Source organism: Thermoanaerobaculum aquaticum (assembly GCF_000687145.1).
GTDB lineage: Bacteria > Acidobacteriota > Thermoanaerobaculia > Thermoanaerobaculales > Thermoanaerobaculaceae > Thermoanaerobaculum > Thermoanaerobaculum aquaticum.
The window spans coordinates 352-13,412 of the sequence record NZ_JMFG01000029.1 but is presented as its reverse complement, the minus strand read 5'-3'; the positions used below and the strand labels follow the sequence as shown (position 1 = coordinate 13,412).

At 62.1% G+C, this 13,061-nt stretch carries 15 protein-coding genes; 11 read left to right on the top strand and 4 right to left on the bottom strand.

Annotated elements, in window-relative coordinates; genetic code table 11:
• From EG19_RS10385 to nuoB, 3 genes are all read left to right on the top strand, one after another.
• Positions 1-951 (top strand): proton-conducting transporter transmembrane domain-containing protein (locus EG19_RS10385; protein ID WP_200867146.1); only part of this gene is annotated, 951 nt, incomplete at its 5' end.
• Positions 948-2,447, top strand: coding sequence for a hydrogenase large subunit (locus tag EG19_RS10380; protein ID WP_038050177.1), 1,500 nt, complete (start codon positions 948-950; stop codon positions 2,445-2,447). The genes EG19_RS10385 and EG19_RS10380, both read left to right, overlap by 4 nt.
• Before the next feature lie 8 nt (positions 2,448-2,455).
• Entirely contained in the window at positions 2,456-3,229 is a 774-nt protein-coding gene (gene nuoB / locus EG19_RS10375; RefSeq protein ID WP_038050175.1) for an NADH-quinone oxidoreductase subunit NuoB, read from the top strand.
• 107 nt (positions 3,230-3,336) lie between these two features.
• Here the strand turns inward: nuoB and EG19_RS10370 are convergent, their stop codons facing one another.
• The 4 genes from EG19_RS10370 to mazG all read right to left on the bottom strand — a co-directional run bounded on the left by EG19_RS10370 (position 3,337) and on the right by mazG (position 6,430).
• Complete coding sequence (locus tag EG19_RS10370) at positions 3,337-3,741, bottom strand: (deoxy)nucleoside triphosphate pyrophosphohydrolase (protein WP_038050174.1); 405 nt, start codon at positions 3,739-3,741, stop codon at positions 3,337-3,339.
• Positions 3,728-4,729, bottom strand: coding sequence for a peptidylprolyl isomerase (locus EG19_RS10365; protein ID WP_038050171.1), 1,002 nt, complete (start codon positions 4,727-4,729; stop codon positions 3,728-3,730). Before EG19_RS10365 ends, EG19_RS10370 begins: the two co-directional genes overlap by 14 nt.
• Positions 4,730-4,918: 189 nt before the next feature.
• Positions 4,919-5,491 (bottom strand): hypothetical protein, encoded by a 573-nt coding sequence (locus tag EG19_RS10360; RefSeq protein ID WP_038050168.1) that lies wholly within the window; start codon positions 5,489-5,491, stop codon positions 4,919-4,921.
• A 150-nt stretch (positions 5,492-5,641) separates the two neighbouring features.
• Positions 5,642-6,430: a nucleoside triphosphate pyrophosphohydrolase gene (mazG, locus tag EG19_RS10355; RefSeq protein ID WP_038050167.1), complete on the bottom strand. Its 789-nt coding sequence runs from the start codon at positions 6,428-6,430 to the stop codon at positions 5,642-5,644.
• Positions 6,431-6,564: 134 nt separating this feature from the next.
• On the opposite strand from mazG, the gene EG19_RS10350 reads away from it, so the two are divergent.
• The 8 genes from EG19_RS10350 to EG19_RS10315 form a co-directional block, all read left to right on the top strand.
• On the top strand, positions 6,565-6,954 hold the full coding sequence (locus tag EG19_RS10350) for an NADH-quinone oxidoreductase subunit A (protein WP_038050165.1): 390 nt from the start codon (positions 6,565-6,567) through the stop codon (positions 6,952-6,954).
• Entirely contained in the window at positions 6,951-7,475 is a 525-nt protein-coding gene (locus tag EG19_RS10345) for an NADH-quinone oxidoreductase subunit NuoE family protein (protein ID WP_200867145.1), read from the top strand. The genes EG19_RS10350 and EG19_RS10345 overlap by 4 nt, the downstream gene beginning before the upstream one ends.
• Positions 7,476-7,477: 2 nt before the next feature.
• Positions 7,478-8,791, top strand: coding sequence for an NADH-quinone oxidoreductase subunit NuoF (gene nuoF / locus EG19_RS10340; RefSeq protein ID WP_053335217.1), 1,314 nt, complete (start codon positions 7,478-7,480; stop codon positions 8,789-8,791).
• A gap of 5 nt (positions 8,792-8,796) precedes the next feature.
• A complete protein-coding gene (locus tag EG19_RS10335; protein ID WP_053335216.1) occupies positions 8,797-10,392 on the top strand; it encodes a 2Fe-2S iron-sulfur cluster-binding protein in 1,596 nt (531 codons plus the stop codon).
• Positions 10,382-11,410: an NADH-quinone oxidoreductase subunit NuoH gene (nuoH, locus tag EG19_RS10330; RefSeq protein ID WP_038050164.1), complete on the top strand. Its 1,029-nt coding sequence runs from the start codon at positions 10,382-10,384 to the stop codon at positions 11,408-11,410. Before EG19_RS10335 ends, nuoH begins: the two co-directional genes overlap by 11 nt.
• A gap of 9 nt (positions 11,411-11,419) precedes the next feature.
• Positions 11,420-11,911 carry an NADH-quinone oxidoreductase subunit J family protein gene (locus tag EG19_RS10325; protein WP_038050162.1) on the top strand — a complete coding sequence of 164 codons (492 nt, stop codon included), beginning with the start codon at positions 11,420-11,422 and terminating at the stop codon, positions 11,909-11,911.
• A gap of 1 nt (position 11,912) precedes the next feature.
• The gene (gene nuoK / locus EG19_RS10320) at positions 11,913-12,215 is read left to right on the top strand and encodes an NADH-quinone oxidoreductase subunit NuoK (protein WP_038050160.1); all 303 of its coding nucleotides are present in this window, start codon (positions 11,913-11,915) and stop codon (positions 12,213-12,215) included.
• Positions 12,216-12,225: 10 nt separating this feature from the next.
• Positions 12,226-13,061, top strand: an 836-nt coding sequence (locus EG19_RS10315; RefSeq protein ID WP_268746954.1) for a proton-conducting transporter transmembrane domain-containing protein, incomplete at its 3' end; no start/stop codon positions are given.

Genomic DNA, 13,061 nt, shown 5'->3' with positions numbered 1-13,061 from the left:
GGCATTGCCCTGGCGCTGGTAGGGACATTCTTCCTGGGGGTGGCGGCGGGCGCCGGTCACCGCACCTCGCTGCTCTTGGGTGATTTGCAAGCGCACGCCGAAAGCCTCGACGGCCAGTGGCTGAAGATCGCCTTTATCTTCCTGCTGGTGGGCTACGGCACCAAGCTGGGCCTGGCTCCGCTTCACTCCTGGCTACCCGACGCCCACGCGGAAGCCCCTTCCCTGGTTTCTGCGCTGCTTTCCGGAGCGCTTTTAAACTGCGCGTTCGTTGCCGTCTTGCGTGTGCACGGGCTGTTGGCAGCGGCGGGGTTGGGAAGCTTTTCTTCGTTTTTCCTCCGACTTTTGGGCCTTGTTTCGCTCGTAGTGGCGGTGCTCTCGCTTTTTGCGCAACAGGACTTCAAGCGGCTCTTGGCGTATTCGTCCGTGAAGAACATGGGCATTTTGGCGCTGGCTGCCAGCTGGGGAGCGCCCGGGGTCTTCGCCTCCCTTCTCCATGCGCTCAACCACTCGCTCACCAAAGCCGCGCTGTTTTTGCTTTCCGGCAACATTTTGGCCGCCTACAAAACCAAGGACATTTCGCAGGTGCGGGGGCTTTCACGTACCCTTCCGGTAACAGGGATGCTGTGGGCTGCCGGCTTTTTTGCCATTGCCGGCTCCCCGCCCTTTGGGCTGTTCCTGGCTGAGCTCGCCACCGTGCGGGCAGGCCTGCGCATGGGCGATGGCCTCATCGTGGCTGCGTTCGTCGTGTTGGTGGTGCTGGGGTTTGTGGCTATGGGGCGGGCCATGCTGGGTATGGCTTCAGGTGACGCTCCAGGCGTTCCGGAGAGGGAGCGTTGGGGAGCGGTGGTGCCGTCGTTGATCTTGCTTTTTGCGTCTCTGGCTTTGGGTCTGGTTCCTCCGGGTTTTCTGGTTTCTGTTGCGGAAACCGTGGCTGCAGGGGTGACGCCATGAGCACCCAGGAGTTCTTCTCGTTTTTCCCTCAAAGCGCTGCCCGCTGGGAGGACGTGCCGGTGCTGCCTTTGTCTTCCCTGGCTGATGGCCTTGCCCAGCTTGTGCAGCAGGGTGGCCGCATTTTGGCCTTTTTTCCGCTGCCCGACGGCCGCCAGGAGCTTGAGCTTTTGGCGGTGGTGGGGGATCCCGACTCTGGGGCCTTGCGGGCGGCCCGCACCCGGGTTTCCCGCACCTACCCTTCGCTTGTGTCCCGCATCCCCCAGCTCCACCTTTTCGAGCGGGAAATCGCGGAACGCTACGGAGTTGTCCCCGAAGGCCACCCTTGGCTCAAGCCCGTGCGGTTTCCCAAAAGCAGCCAGGGACCCTGGGGCCCGCTGGCCCCGGGCACCGGTCCCTTTTTCCAACTGGAGGGAAGCCAGGTGCACGAGGTGGCGGTGGGGCCGGTGCATGCGGGCGTCATCGAGCCCGGGCACTTCCGTTTCCAGTGCCTGGGAGAGGTGGTGCAGCATTTGGAGATCGTCCTTGGCTACCAGCACCGGGGGGTGGAGGAAAGCTTCTGCCAACAGCCCGCCAAGCGGCGCCTTGCCGCCGTGGAAACCGTGGCCGGAGACAGCACCGTCGCCCATACCTTGGCGTACTGCGAAGCGCTGGAAGCCCTTGCCGGTTTGCAGGTGTCGCCGAGGGCAGCAGCGCTGCGGGCGGTGGCCTTGGAGCTGGAGAGGCTTGCCAATCACGTTGGGGACCTGGGCGCTTTGGCTGGGGATGTGGCCTTTCTCCCTACCGCCTCTTTCTGTGGCCGCTTGCGGGGGGAAATCCTCAACCTCACCGCCGAGCTGTGCGGTAACCGCTTCGGTCGGGGCTTGCTGCAACCGGGCGGCTTCCGCTACGACCTGGGAGCGGAGACCGAGACCACAATTCGTCAGCGCTTGGCGGACCTAGAGCCGGAGCTTGCGGCTTCCATCGAGCTCATGCTGGAGGCTCCCTCGGTGTTGGGGCGTTTTGAGGGCACCGGCCGCTTAAGTGCAGAAGCTGCCCGGGAGCTGGGCACTGTGGGCGTAGCCGCCCGGGCCTCCGGCTTGCCTGTGGATAGCCGCGCCCAGTTTCCTTCGGGGATGTACCGCTTCCTGCACGTACCGATGGCGACCGCAAGCTCCGGCGATGTTTTTGCCCGAGCCTGGGTGCGCTGGCTTGAGGTTCAACACTCCCTCAAGCTCGTCGAGGAGCTTCTCGGCAGCCTCCCAGCGGGCGAACTGCAGGGAACCATCGGGCCGCTGCAGCCTTCCTCTTTGGCCGTGGGTTTGGCGGAGGGCTTTCGCGGGGAGGTCTGCCACGTGGCCGTCACCAACGAACGCGGGGAGCTTGCTGCCTACAAGATCGTGGACCCCTCGTTCCACAACTGGTCGGCGCTGGCGTACGTCATGCGCGGCCAGGATATTTCGGATTTTCCCCTTTGCAACAAGAGCTTTAACTTGTCCTACTGCGGTTTTGATTTGTAGGAGGCAACGTGTGGTCCGTTCTTAAAGCCCGAGCCAAGCAAACCGCTAAGCCTTACCCCTATCCGCAGCGTTTGCCGGTGCTTCCCCAACGCTTTCGGGGTTTGCCCAGCTTGGATGCCAGCCGCTGCCAGGAGGGCTGCCAGGCTTGCGCCGAGGCTTGCCCTACCGACGCCATCCAAGTGGCGCCTTGGCAGCTGGACATGGGTCGCTGCCTGTTTTGCGGGCGATGCGAGGAGGCATGCCCGCCTCACGCTTTGACCTTCACCCGCGAGTTCCGCCTTGCCGCACGCAAGCGGGAAGACCTCGTGGTGAGCCCGGAAAAGCAGTTCCAGCTGGCTCAAGCTTTGGATCGGGAGCTGGCCGCTCTCTTTGGCCGCTCCCTTCGCCTGCGGCAGGTGAGCGCCGGTGGCTGCAACGCCTGCGAAGCCGACGCCAACGTTTTGGGAACCGTGACCTTTGACATGGCCCGCTTTGGCGTGCAGTTTGTGGCCTCTCCCCGCCATGCCGATGGCCTCTTGGTGACCGGCCCGGTGACCGAAAACATGCGCGAGGCTCTGCTGGCCACCTACGAAGCGGTCCCCCAGCCGAAGATTGTCATTGCCTCGGGAGCCTGCGCCATTTCCGGCGGTCCCTTCGCGGGCTTTCCCGCAGTCCACAACGGTGTGGACAAGTTCTTGCCGGTGAACCTTTACGTCCCCGGTTGCCCTCCGCACCCTTGGACGCTTTTGGACGGCATCCTTCGCCTGCTGGGGCGGTTGCGGGAGCAAAGGGAAAACCCTTAAGAAACCGCGAAACCTTTGAGGGAGCCCTGCTCGTCGGTCCGAGGGTTAAAGCCAACAATTCGCTTGCCAACCCTCGGCACGTGCACGGCCGCTTCGGCCCGCGCTGCTTAAGCTTCCGAAGCCGAAAGGCTGCGGATGAGCTCGGCATCGGCCGGGGGCGTGGGTAAGCGCGGAAGTTCTTCCGGCTTGAACCAAGCCACCTCCTGCCCCTGCAGGCCCTGGGGGGTGCCGTGGGTTATTTCCGCATCGTAAAAGAGCAGCAAAACCTCTTTCCCGAGTTCCCGGTGCCAGGCAAAGGTGCGGGGAGCCAAAACCCGGATTTTCACCCCCAGCTCCTCGTACAGCTCGCGCACCAGCGCCTGCTCGGGAAGCTCCCCGTCCTCCACTCCCCCTCCGGGAAACTCCCAGAGCCCGCCGAGATGGGCCTCCGGTAAACGACGGGCCAGGAGGTAACGACCGTCCTGGCCCCGAATGACCGCGGCTACAACCAGACGGAAGCTACTGCTTACCACCGTCCTTGGGCTTTTCCTGGGGAGCCGGGGGCGCCGCTTGCAGGGCCGCCTTGATTTCCGGATCTACCGGCTCAATCTTGGCCTTGGCCTTCCGCGCTTCCACCGTTTGCTGCAAAAGCTCAGAGCTCTTACGCTGCGCGAGCATTTGCGCCAGATTGTCCTTGACTTCATCGAGGGTGTAAAGCCCAGCCGGGCGCCGCTCGGCCACGCGGAAGATGTGGTACCCGTACTTGCTTTCCAAAACCTTGGAAACGCCCCCAGCCTTGAGCTCAAACACCGGGCCTTCCAGCTCGGGCAAGAGCATGCCCTTGCGCACCCAGCCCACCTCGCCACCCCGGGCCTTAGAGGGATCATCGGAAACCTCCGAAGCTACCTTGGCGAAATCCTCACCCGAAGCCAGCCGCTTGGCCGCAGCTTCGGCTTTGGCTTTGGTTTCGGCCTTGGCCTTGTCGTCGGCCCCCTGGGGGAACATGGCGAGGATCATGTAGAGCTTCACCTGCTCATCGTGCTTGAACTCGTCCGGATGGTCCTTGTAATACTTCTCCAAATCGGCGGGAGAAGGCTTGGCCTTGGGGGTAACTTCCTTTTCAATGTACTGCTGGATAAGCAGCCGCTGCTCCTCGAGCCTTGCAAGCTCCGCTTCGGTAAGTCCTGCTTGCTTCAAGGCAGCCTCGAACGCTTGCTGCCCGCCCATTTGCGCCTTTTCCTGGTCTAGAGAGGCCTTCACTTGCGCAGCATCCACGGTTATTTTGGATTCCCTCGCTGCCTGGGCCAAAAGCTCCATGGCCACCAGCTGATCCACCGCGGCCTTGGTGAGCTGGCCTTCGTCCACCATCCCCGGCTGCAGCCCCATGCGCGACATGAGGGCGTTCTTGGCTAGGCTTACCTGGGCCTTGCTGATCTCCTGCCCGTTGACCTTTAAAGCCGTTTGCGCCTGGAGGGCACCGGCAAACAAAACAAAAAACCCAACAACAAAAGCCTTCTTCATGCTCGTATCCTTTCCTTGGCGGCCTTCCGCCCTCCTCACCTTACGCTTGTTGCCCAGCGCTGTCAAATGCCCCATTGGCCACGTTGGAGCTGCGGTCAGAGCGTGCACGTGGGCCAGGCTATGGTTTTGCGTCCCAGGACAGGTTTCTCACCTTGGACGGCAAAGACATGAGCCCCAAAGATGGCGAAACTAACGGCAGCCGACGTGGCCGCAGGAAACCTCACAGTTCGCCCCGCAACAGGTGAAGGCCGGATCGGAACACTCCGCGCAGCGATGGCCGCAAGTGGCGTTGTCGCAGCAGTGGGTGGCTTTGCCGTCCTGCCAATCCACGGAAAAGGAAAAGGGACCTGTGCCGATTTGAGCGTCGGCCAGAACCCGCTCGCCGCTAGCGGTTCCCGCTAAAACCACAATTCGCGTGTCGGTACCAGGGCGACGCAGATTCCCCATCCGGGGCGCCGCTTCTTCGAGGGCCGTTTCGATCACTGCGCCACCGGCCTGGGTCCAGGTTTGGCGCTGCTCCTGTCCCAGCGACCTCTGACCCTTATTCAGGACCAGGAGCAGCGGGGTGTGGCTGGGTTCGGAGAAGATTTTGAGGTAGCTAGTTTTGGGGGCCTTGGCGTAGAGCGTCAGCTCCAGGGTGCCGTTGGCTTTAGGGGCTCCAGCAACGCGAACGCTTATGGCTTGACCTGAAGCGTCACCGGCAAAAGCCGTGCCAAGGGCCCAGGCCACAAAGCACAAAGGAAGGAAAAACCTCGTCCTCATGTTCGCCTCCTTTGCAGGCAGAATAGCAAAGATTCAAGTTGCTCGAAAACCAACTGAAGACTTTGGTTTTCCGTGGGTGGTTTTTGTAAAAGCCGACGCAAGAGCGTCGGCCCTGCAAGTTTTGAGCGCCTAAGGGATGTGATGGGCGGCTTAAGGATCGGTTTGTGCTTTGGCTTGCTGCCACAAAGCCTCCAGCTGCTCCATGGTGCAACCATCGAGGCTCCAACCGCGGGCAGAGGCCAGCGCTTCCATAGCTGCAAAACGCTGGGCAAACTTGCGGTTGGCCGCTTGCAGTGCGGCTTCCGGATCCACCCGCAAATGCCGGGCCACGTTGGCAATGGAAAAAAGCACGTCCCCCAGCTCCTCCCGCAGCTTGGCCTCATCCCTCTCATCCTTGGACCGGCCCACGACCTGAGCGAGCTCCTCCACCTCTTCCCGCACCTTGGTGAGCACGTCCTCCGGCTTTTCCCAATCAAAACCCAAAGCGGCCGCCTTTTCGGTGATGCGCAGGGTCTTCAAGAGCGCCGGCAAGCTCTCAGGCACACCGCCCAGCGCCCCGCGTTTTTTCTCGTTCTTCTTGATCTTTTCCCAGTTCTGTACGACCTCCTGGGCCGAGGCGACGCGCACGTCACCAAAGACGTGGGGGTGACGGGCCACCATCTTGGCATGGATGAGCTCGCACACCTTCACAACGTCAAACCACCCCCGCTCCTCGGCCAACTGCGCCACAAAAATCACCTGGAAAAGCAAGTCCCCCAGTTCTTCGGCAAGAGCCTCGGGCTTCCCGGCGGTGATGGCGTCCACCACCTCATAGGCTTCTTCCACGATGTACGCCCGCAAGCTCTCCAGGGTTTGCTCCCGATCCCAGGGGCAGCCCTCCGGTGAGCGCAGGCGAGCGCAAAGCTCCCGCAACCGATCGAATGGATGTTCACTACCCATGAAGCGTATTCTACGCTGGACGTTGTCTGGGATTCTGTTGCTCCCGGCCTCCACCGGTCCGCACCAAAGCCTTGACCTTCAGGCAAAAGGGCCGTAGCATTCGCGGTTGTGAATTTGGGCACGAGGGGGGACCCATGAGCGCCCAGTACGTTCCGGTTTTACTGACCTTCGCTTTCGCTGCCGTGATGGCTGGGGCCATTGTGGGGCTTTCCGCCGTTTTGGGACGGGGGAAGCTGGTCCACAAGCGCAAGCTGGAACCTTACGAAAGCGGCATGTTGCTCATTGATGCCTCGCGCAAGCGGGTTTCGGTGAAGTTCTTCACGGTGGCCATGGTGTTCATCGTTTTCGATGTGGAGGTTGCCTTCCTCTACCCCTGGGCCGTGTCGGTGAAGCCGCTGTTGGCCGAGGGCAACACCCTGGTGCTGTGGGACGGGCTCATCTTCCTGCTGCTGGTGACCATTGGCTACGTTTACCTCTGGCGGGAAGGGGCCTTTGACTGGGCTAAGCGCGGGAGCGAGCAATGAAAACCCAGGCCATTCACGCCGTTCCACCGGAGCAACTGCAGAAAGTCACCTTCGACCAGGCCATGGAGGAGCGCATTGCGCAAATCCTCAAGCGCTACCCCACCAAAAGGGCAGCCATGCTCCCGGTGCTTTGGCTGTGCCAGGAGCGCTACGGTTGGATTTCCCCTGGGGTGATCGAGGCGGTGGCGGAAAAGCTAGAGGAAAGCCCGGCCTTTGTGGAAGGCGTGGTGAGCTTTTACACCATGTTCCATAGAAAGCCGCCGGCCAAGTACGTGCTGCAGCTTTGCGTCACTCTTTCCTGCGAGCTGTGCGGTGCCAAAACCCTGGCCCAGCACATCAAAGACAGGCTTGGCATTGGCTTTGGCGAGAAGACCGCCGACGGCACCTTCCAGCTTGTGGGCGTGGAGTGCTTGGGTGCCTGCGGTGGGGCGCCGGTGATCCAAGTCAACGAGGACTACTACGAAAACATGACCCCGGAAAAGCTGGACCAGCTCCTTTCTGAGCTGGCAAAGGAGCAATGACCATGGAAAGCGTGCTGCTGCGCGCCCGCGGCGTGGCCAACTCCAGGGACATCAACACCTACCTCCAGGCAGGAGGGTGGGAAGGGTTTAAGAAAGCCCTTTCCATGCCACCCGAAGCGGTCACCCAGGAGGTGATTGATTCCGAACTCCGGGGCCGGGGTGGCGCGGGCTTCCCCACCGGCCGCAAGTGGAGCTTTGTGCCCAAGGACCACCCGGGTCCCAAGTACCTCATTTGCAACGCCGACGAATCCGAGCCGGGAACGTTCAAGGACCGGGAGCTCATCGAGTACGACCCGCAAATGGTGATCGAAGGGATCGCCATTGCCTCGTATGCCATTGGGGCTCACACCGCGTACATTTACATCCGCGGCGAGTTTTACCGTTGGGCCAGGATTCTCGAGGAAGCCATCGAACAAGCTCGGGCGCATGGTTTCCTGGGCAAGGACATCCTCAACAGCGGCTACGACCTCGAGATTTGGGTGCACCGCGGGGCGGGTGCCTACATTTGCGGGGAGGAAACCGCGCTCATTGAGTCGTTGGAGGGTAAGCGCGGGTTTCCCCGGCTCAAGCCGCCCTTCCCGGCCGTGGTGGGGGTTTTCGGCAAGCCCACGGTGGTGAACAACGTGGAAACGTTAGCGTGCCTCCCCCACATCATGACCCGGGGCGCCAAGTGGTTTGCTTCCATTGGCCGCCCCCGCAACACCGGGCCCAAGCTGTTCTGCGTTTCCGGACATGTGAACCGGCCAGGAGTTTTCGAGCTGCCCTTGGGGGTGACCTTCCGGGAGATCATCTTTGAGCACGCCGGTGGCATCCGCAACGGCCGTAAGCTCAAGGCCTTTTTCCCGGGGGGATCTTCATCCCCGGTGCTCACCGCCGATGAGGTGGATGTGCTGGCCGACTTCGACTCCTGCGCCGCTGCCGGCACCATGCTCGGCTCCGGCGGAATCATCGTCATGGACGACACCGTGGACATGGTGGAAGTGGGCCGTAACCTCGCCCACTTTTACGCCCACGAGTCCTGTGGCCAGTGCACCCCCTGCCGTGAGGGCTCCGATTGGTGTCTGGATATCCTCACCCGCCTGGTGCAGGGCTACGGCCACCCCTCGGACCCCGACCAGCTCCTGCGCATTTGCCGCTTTGCCTCCCAGGGCATGACCATTTGTCCCCTGGGCGACGCTTTTGCTCTCCCCATTTCCAGCTTGGTTCGCAAGTTCCGGCAGGAGTTTGAAGCCGCCGTGGCCCGGGCCAAGCCCATCCCTCCCAAGAAGCTTCCGGTCATGCCCTGGACTGGAAGAGACGTCAGGTTTGGAGGCTAGATCCCATGCCCAAGCTCACCATTGACGGCCGCGAAGTGGAGGTTCCCCAGGGAACCAACCTCATTGAAGCGGCGCGCCTCGCCGGCGTGGATGTCCCGTACTTTTGCTACCACCCGTACCTCACCGTGGTGGGTCAGTGCCGCATCTGCATGGTGGAAATCGAAGGGCAGCCCCGTCTGGCCATTGCCTGTGCCACTCCCGCTGCAGACGGGATGGTGGTGAAGTCCGAAACCTCCGAGCGGGTGCGGGAAGCCCGAGAAGCGGTCATGGAGTTTTTGCTGGCCAACCACCCCCTGGACTGCCCGGTGTGCGACCAGGCGGGCGAGTGCCTGCTGCAGGATCACGCCATGAGCGAGCAAAGGGGGACCTTTGCCTCGGGAATGCTGGAAACCCGCCGCACCTTCCCCGGCCTGGAGCGCCGATTGCTCGGCCCCCACGTGATCCAAAACCAAAACCGCTGCATCCACTGCTCCCGGTGCATCCGCTTTACCCAGGAGATTTCCGAAACCTGCGCGCTCACCTACAAGAGCCGGGGAAACCACGCTTACATTGACACGTTTGACGGTCGTCCCTTTGACGACCCCTTTTCCGCTTGCGCCGCAGACGTGTGCCCGGTGGGGGCGCTCACCGTGCGGGAGTTCCGCTTCCGCAAGCGCGCCTGGAAGCTTTCGTCTACCCCCTCGGTGTGCCCCGGTTGCTCCATCGGCTGCAACATTTGGATAGACCACCACGAGCGCATCGTCTACCGCTTCACCCCCCGGGAAAACCCGGACATCAACGCCACCTGGCTTTGCGATTACGGCCGATTCTTGGCCGAGTCGCTCAACCAGCAGGACGTGCTGCGTCCCAAGCGGCGGATCAAGGAAGGGTGGCAGGAGCTTTCCTGGGCGGAAGTGCTGCGGGCCCTGGCCCTGGATGTGAAGGCCGTGAAGACCTTGCGGGTGGTGGCCTCGGGAACAATGTCCAACGAGGAGCTCTACCTTGCCCGCGAGCTTTTCACCCGGCAGCTGCAAGGCGAAATGGTGGTGCCGGTGTTTGCCGGCGAGCCGCGGAAGATGAAGAACGGACGCCGGGAGTGGCTTTACTCGCAAAGCGCCCTGCCCAACGTGGAAGGGGCCAAGCGCCTGGGGATTGCCACCGTGGACGAGGAAGGGCTTGCCCGCTTCCTCTACGGGGCGGCCGACCTCACGGTCATCCTAGACCCGCAGGCCCACCCGTTCCTGGCCACTCCCGAAGCCGTTCAGCTCATCAAGGTAGGCCCCACGGTGGTGATGGCCAGGGTGGATTCGCCGCTTCTAGAGGCGGCCACCTGGGTGCTGCCGGTGGCTTCCCTGGCTTCCAACGAGGGCACCTTTACCTCCTCCACCGGTAAGGTGCAGCGCTTTGCGGCAGCTGTGGCGCCCGCCGGCGAAGCCCGTCCCCTCTGGCAAATTCTGGCGTTCCTGGCGCGGGCCCTGGGCTTTGGGAACCTGGCCGCCAGCGCACCGCAGCAGGTTTTCCAGTGGATCGCGGAAGGCGAGCAAGGCTTTGCCGGGCTGGATTGGGACACCCTTCTGGGTGCGGACGAAACATCCTACAGGGAGCGTCAACATGTGGGCTGAAGTGGGGGTTGCCGCCGTTAAGCTGGCGGTTATCGCCGGCATGCTGCTCACCGTGGTTCCGGTCATGACCTGGGTGGAACGCCGGGGGGCCGCCTTCATTCAGGACCGTCTGGGTCCCAACCGCGTGGGCCCCTGGGGGCTTTTGCAACCGCTGGCCGACGCTGTCAAGCTTTTGTTTAAGGAAGACGTCACCCCCGGCCACGTTTCCAAGGGGCTTTACTTCCTGGCCCCGGCGGTGGCGGTTTTTGTGGCGCTTTCCACCTTTATCGTCATCCCCTTCGCCAAAGCCGAGGGCGTCACGCTTTTTGGTGTGCCGCTCAAAGGGCTCATCGTTGCCCCCGACCTCAACATCGGGGTGCTGTACCTTCTGGCCCTTTCTTCCATTTCGGTTTACGGCATCGTCCTGGCAGGCTGGGCTTCCAACAACAAGTACTCGCTGCTTGGGGGGCTCCGCTCCTCCGCGCAGCTCATCTCCTACGAGCTGGCCATGACCCTGGCGGTGCTGGGGGTGTTGCTGGCAAGCGGGGACCTGCGCCTGACCACCATCGTGGAGCACCAAGCCAAGCTTTGGAACGCGGTGCCGCAGTTTTTGGGTTTCCTGGTGTTTCTGGTTGCCGCCTTTGCCGAAACCAACCGCCTGCCGTTTGACCTGGCCGAAGCCGAAAACGAGCTGGTGGCTGGCTACCACGTGGAGCTTTCCTCCATGAAGTTCGCGGCCTTCATGATGTCGGAGTACATCAACATGACCACGGTTTCGGCGTTGGCCACCACCCTTTACCTGGGTGGCTGGAACCTTCCGGGCGTGACTTTGCCGGCCGGCTGGCTGGGGCTTTTGCTTTCCTTTGCCATTTTCTTGGCCAAGGTGGGCTTTTTGCTTTGGCTTTTCGTTTGGGTGCGGTGGACGCTTCCCCGCTTCCGTTTTGACCAGCTCATGCGCTTGGGGTGGAAGGGCTTGATCCCCCTGGCTTTGCTCAACCTCGTTTGGGTCAGCTTCGGCCTCACCCAAGGCTGGTGGTAAGGAGGGCCCATGGAGCTTGCGGTCTTTTACCTGGCGGCGGTGGCAGCGGTGGTCTCAGCCCTGGTGGCGGTGGCCCATCGCAACCCGGTGATCAACGTTTTGGCCCTCATCGTCACGTTCTTTTGCGTGGCCGTGAACTTTGCCCTCATGGGTGCGGATTTCCTCGCCGGTGCCCAGGTGCTCATTTACGCCGGGGCCATTTTGGTGTTGTTCCTGTTTGTGGTCATGCTGCTGGGAGCACCCACAGTTTCCGGAGAGGAGAACCCCCGCCCCATTCAAAAGACACTGGGAGCCTTTTTGGCCGCAGCGGTAGCGGCGGCCGGGTTTTTCTTCTTCCGTGGTTTTTCGGGAACGGGAATCCCCCACCCGGAGGCGGGAAACACCGCCCACGCCCTGGGGAGGCTCCTGGTAGGACCGCACCTTTTTGCCTTCGAGCTGGTTTCCGTGGTGCTTTTGGCGGCGCTCATCGGCGCCCTGGTTTTAGTCAAGAGGAAACACTGACATGCTAACCATTGGCCACTTTCTTGTGCTTTCTTCCGTGCTTTTTGCCATCGGTGCCGGCGGCGTACTGTTGCGGCGCAACGGCATCGCCACCCTTTTGGGCATCGAGCTCATGCTCAACGCCGCCAACCTGGCCTTCGTGGCCTTTGCCAAGCAGCACGGCAACCTGGAGGGCCAGGTGGTGGTGTTCTTCGTGATGGCTGTGGCCGCTGCCGAGGTGGCGGTGGGGCTCGCGTTGTTGGTGGCGATTTTCCGCCGGCTGCAGTCCATTGACGTGGACCGCTTGTCGGCCATGCGTTGGTAGGAGGTGCCACGTGCTCGGCTTCCTTTGGTTGCTTTTAGCCTTGCCCCTGGCGGGCGCGGTGATCCTGCTGGCCGGCTCTATGAGGTTTTCCAAGCGCACCACCTCCGTGGTAGGAGTGGGCAGCGTGGGCCTCGCTTTGCTGGTGGCGCTTGCCTGCCTGGTGGAGTTCCTCCAGCGCCCCAACCATGAACCCTTCCAGCTTTCGCTGTTCCGCTGGCTGGCCGCCGGCGAGTTCTCCGTTGATTTCTCTTTGCGTTTGGATGCGCTTTCGGCGGTCATGGTGTTCTTTGTCACCTTTGTGGGGTTTTTGATTCACGTCTACTCCGTTGGCTACATGCACAGCGAAAGCGACCGGGGCTTTGCCCGCTACTTTGCTTACCTCAACCTCTTCATGTTTGCCATGCTCACCCTCGTCCTGGGGGCCAACCTCCTGGTCCTCTTTGTGGGCTGGGAAGGCGTTGGCCTTTGCTCCTACCTCCTCATTGGTTACTACTTCACCCAGGACTGGTGCGCTTCCGCAGGCAAAAAAGCCTTCATCGTCAACCGCATCGGGGATTTTGGTTTTCTCTTGGCCATCTTTTTGGCCTACAAGGTCTTTGGCACCGTGGACTTTGGCCAAATCGCCCAGGCGGTGGAGGAAAACCCCACAAGCTACGCAGGCTACCTCAACGCCATTGGCCTGCTTTTGTTTGTGGGCGCGGTGGGCAAATCCGCCCAGCTTCCTCTCTACGTCTGGCTTCCCGACGCCATGGCCGGCCCCACGCCGGTCTCTGCCCTCATCCACGCCGCCACCATGGTCACCGCCGGGGTGTACATGGTGGCCCGCACCAACGTCATCTACCGGCA

Bases quoted from the DNA above. Each gene is read 5' to 3' on its own strand.
- EG19_RS10380 (WP_038050177.1), top strand. From the start codon at position 948: ATGAGCACCCAGGAGTTCTTCTCGTTTTTCCCTCAAAGCGCTGCCCGC.
- nuoH (WP_038050164.1), top strand. From the start codon at position 10,382: ATGTGGGCTGAAGTGGGGGTTGCCGCCGTTAAGCTGGCGGTTATCGCC.
- EG19_RS10325 (WP_038050162.1), top strand. From the start codon at position 11,420: ATGGAGCTTGCGGTCTTTTACCTGGCGGCGGTGGCAGCGGTGGTCTCA.
- EG19_RS10360 (WP_038050168.1), bottom strand. From the start codon at position 5,491: ATGAGGACGAGGTTTTTCCTTCCTTTGTGCTTTGTGGCCTGGGCCCTT.
- EG19_RS10365 (WP_038050171.1), bottom strand. From the start codon at position 4,729: ATGAAGAAGGCTTTTGTTGTTGGGTTTTTTGTTTTGTTTGCCGGTGCC.
- nuoK (WP_038050160.1), top strand. From the start codon at position 11,913: ATGCTAACCATTGGCCACTTTCTTGTGCTTTCTTCCGTGCTTTTTGCC.
- mazG (WP_038050167.1), bottom strand. From the start codon at position 6,430: ATGGGTAGTGAACATCCATTCGATCGGTTGCGGGAGCTTTGCGCTCGC.
- EG19_RS10345 (WP_200867145.1), top strand. From the start codon at position 6,951: ATGAAAACCCAGGCCATTCACGCCGTTCCACCGGAGCAACTGCAGAAA.
- EG19_RS10335 (WP_053335216.1), top strand. From the start codon at position 8,797: ATGCCCAAGCTCACCATTGACGGCCGCGAAGTGGAGGTTCCCCAGGGA.
- nuoF (WP_053335217.1), top strand. From the start codon at position 7,478: ATGGAAAGCGTGCTGCTGCGCGCCCGCGGCGTGGCCAACTCCAGGGAC.
- EG19_RS10350 (WP_038050165.1), top strand. From the start codon at position 6,565: ATGAGCGCCCAGTACGTTCCGGTTTTACTGACCTTCGCTTTCGCTGCC.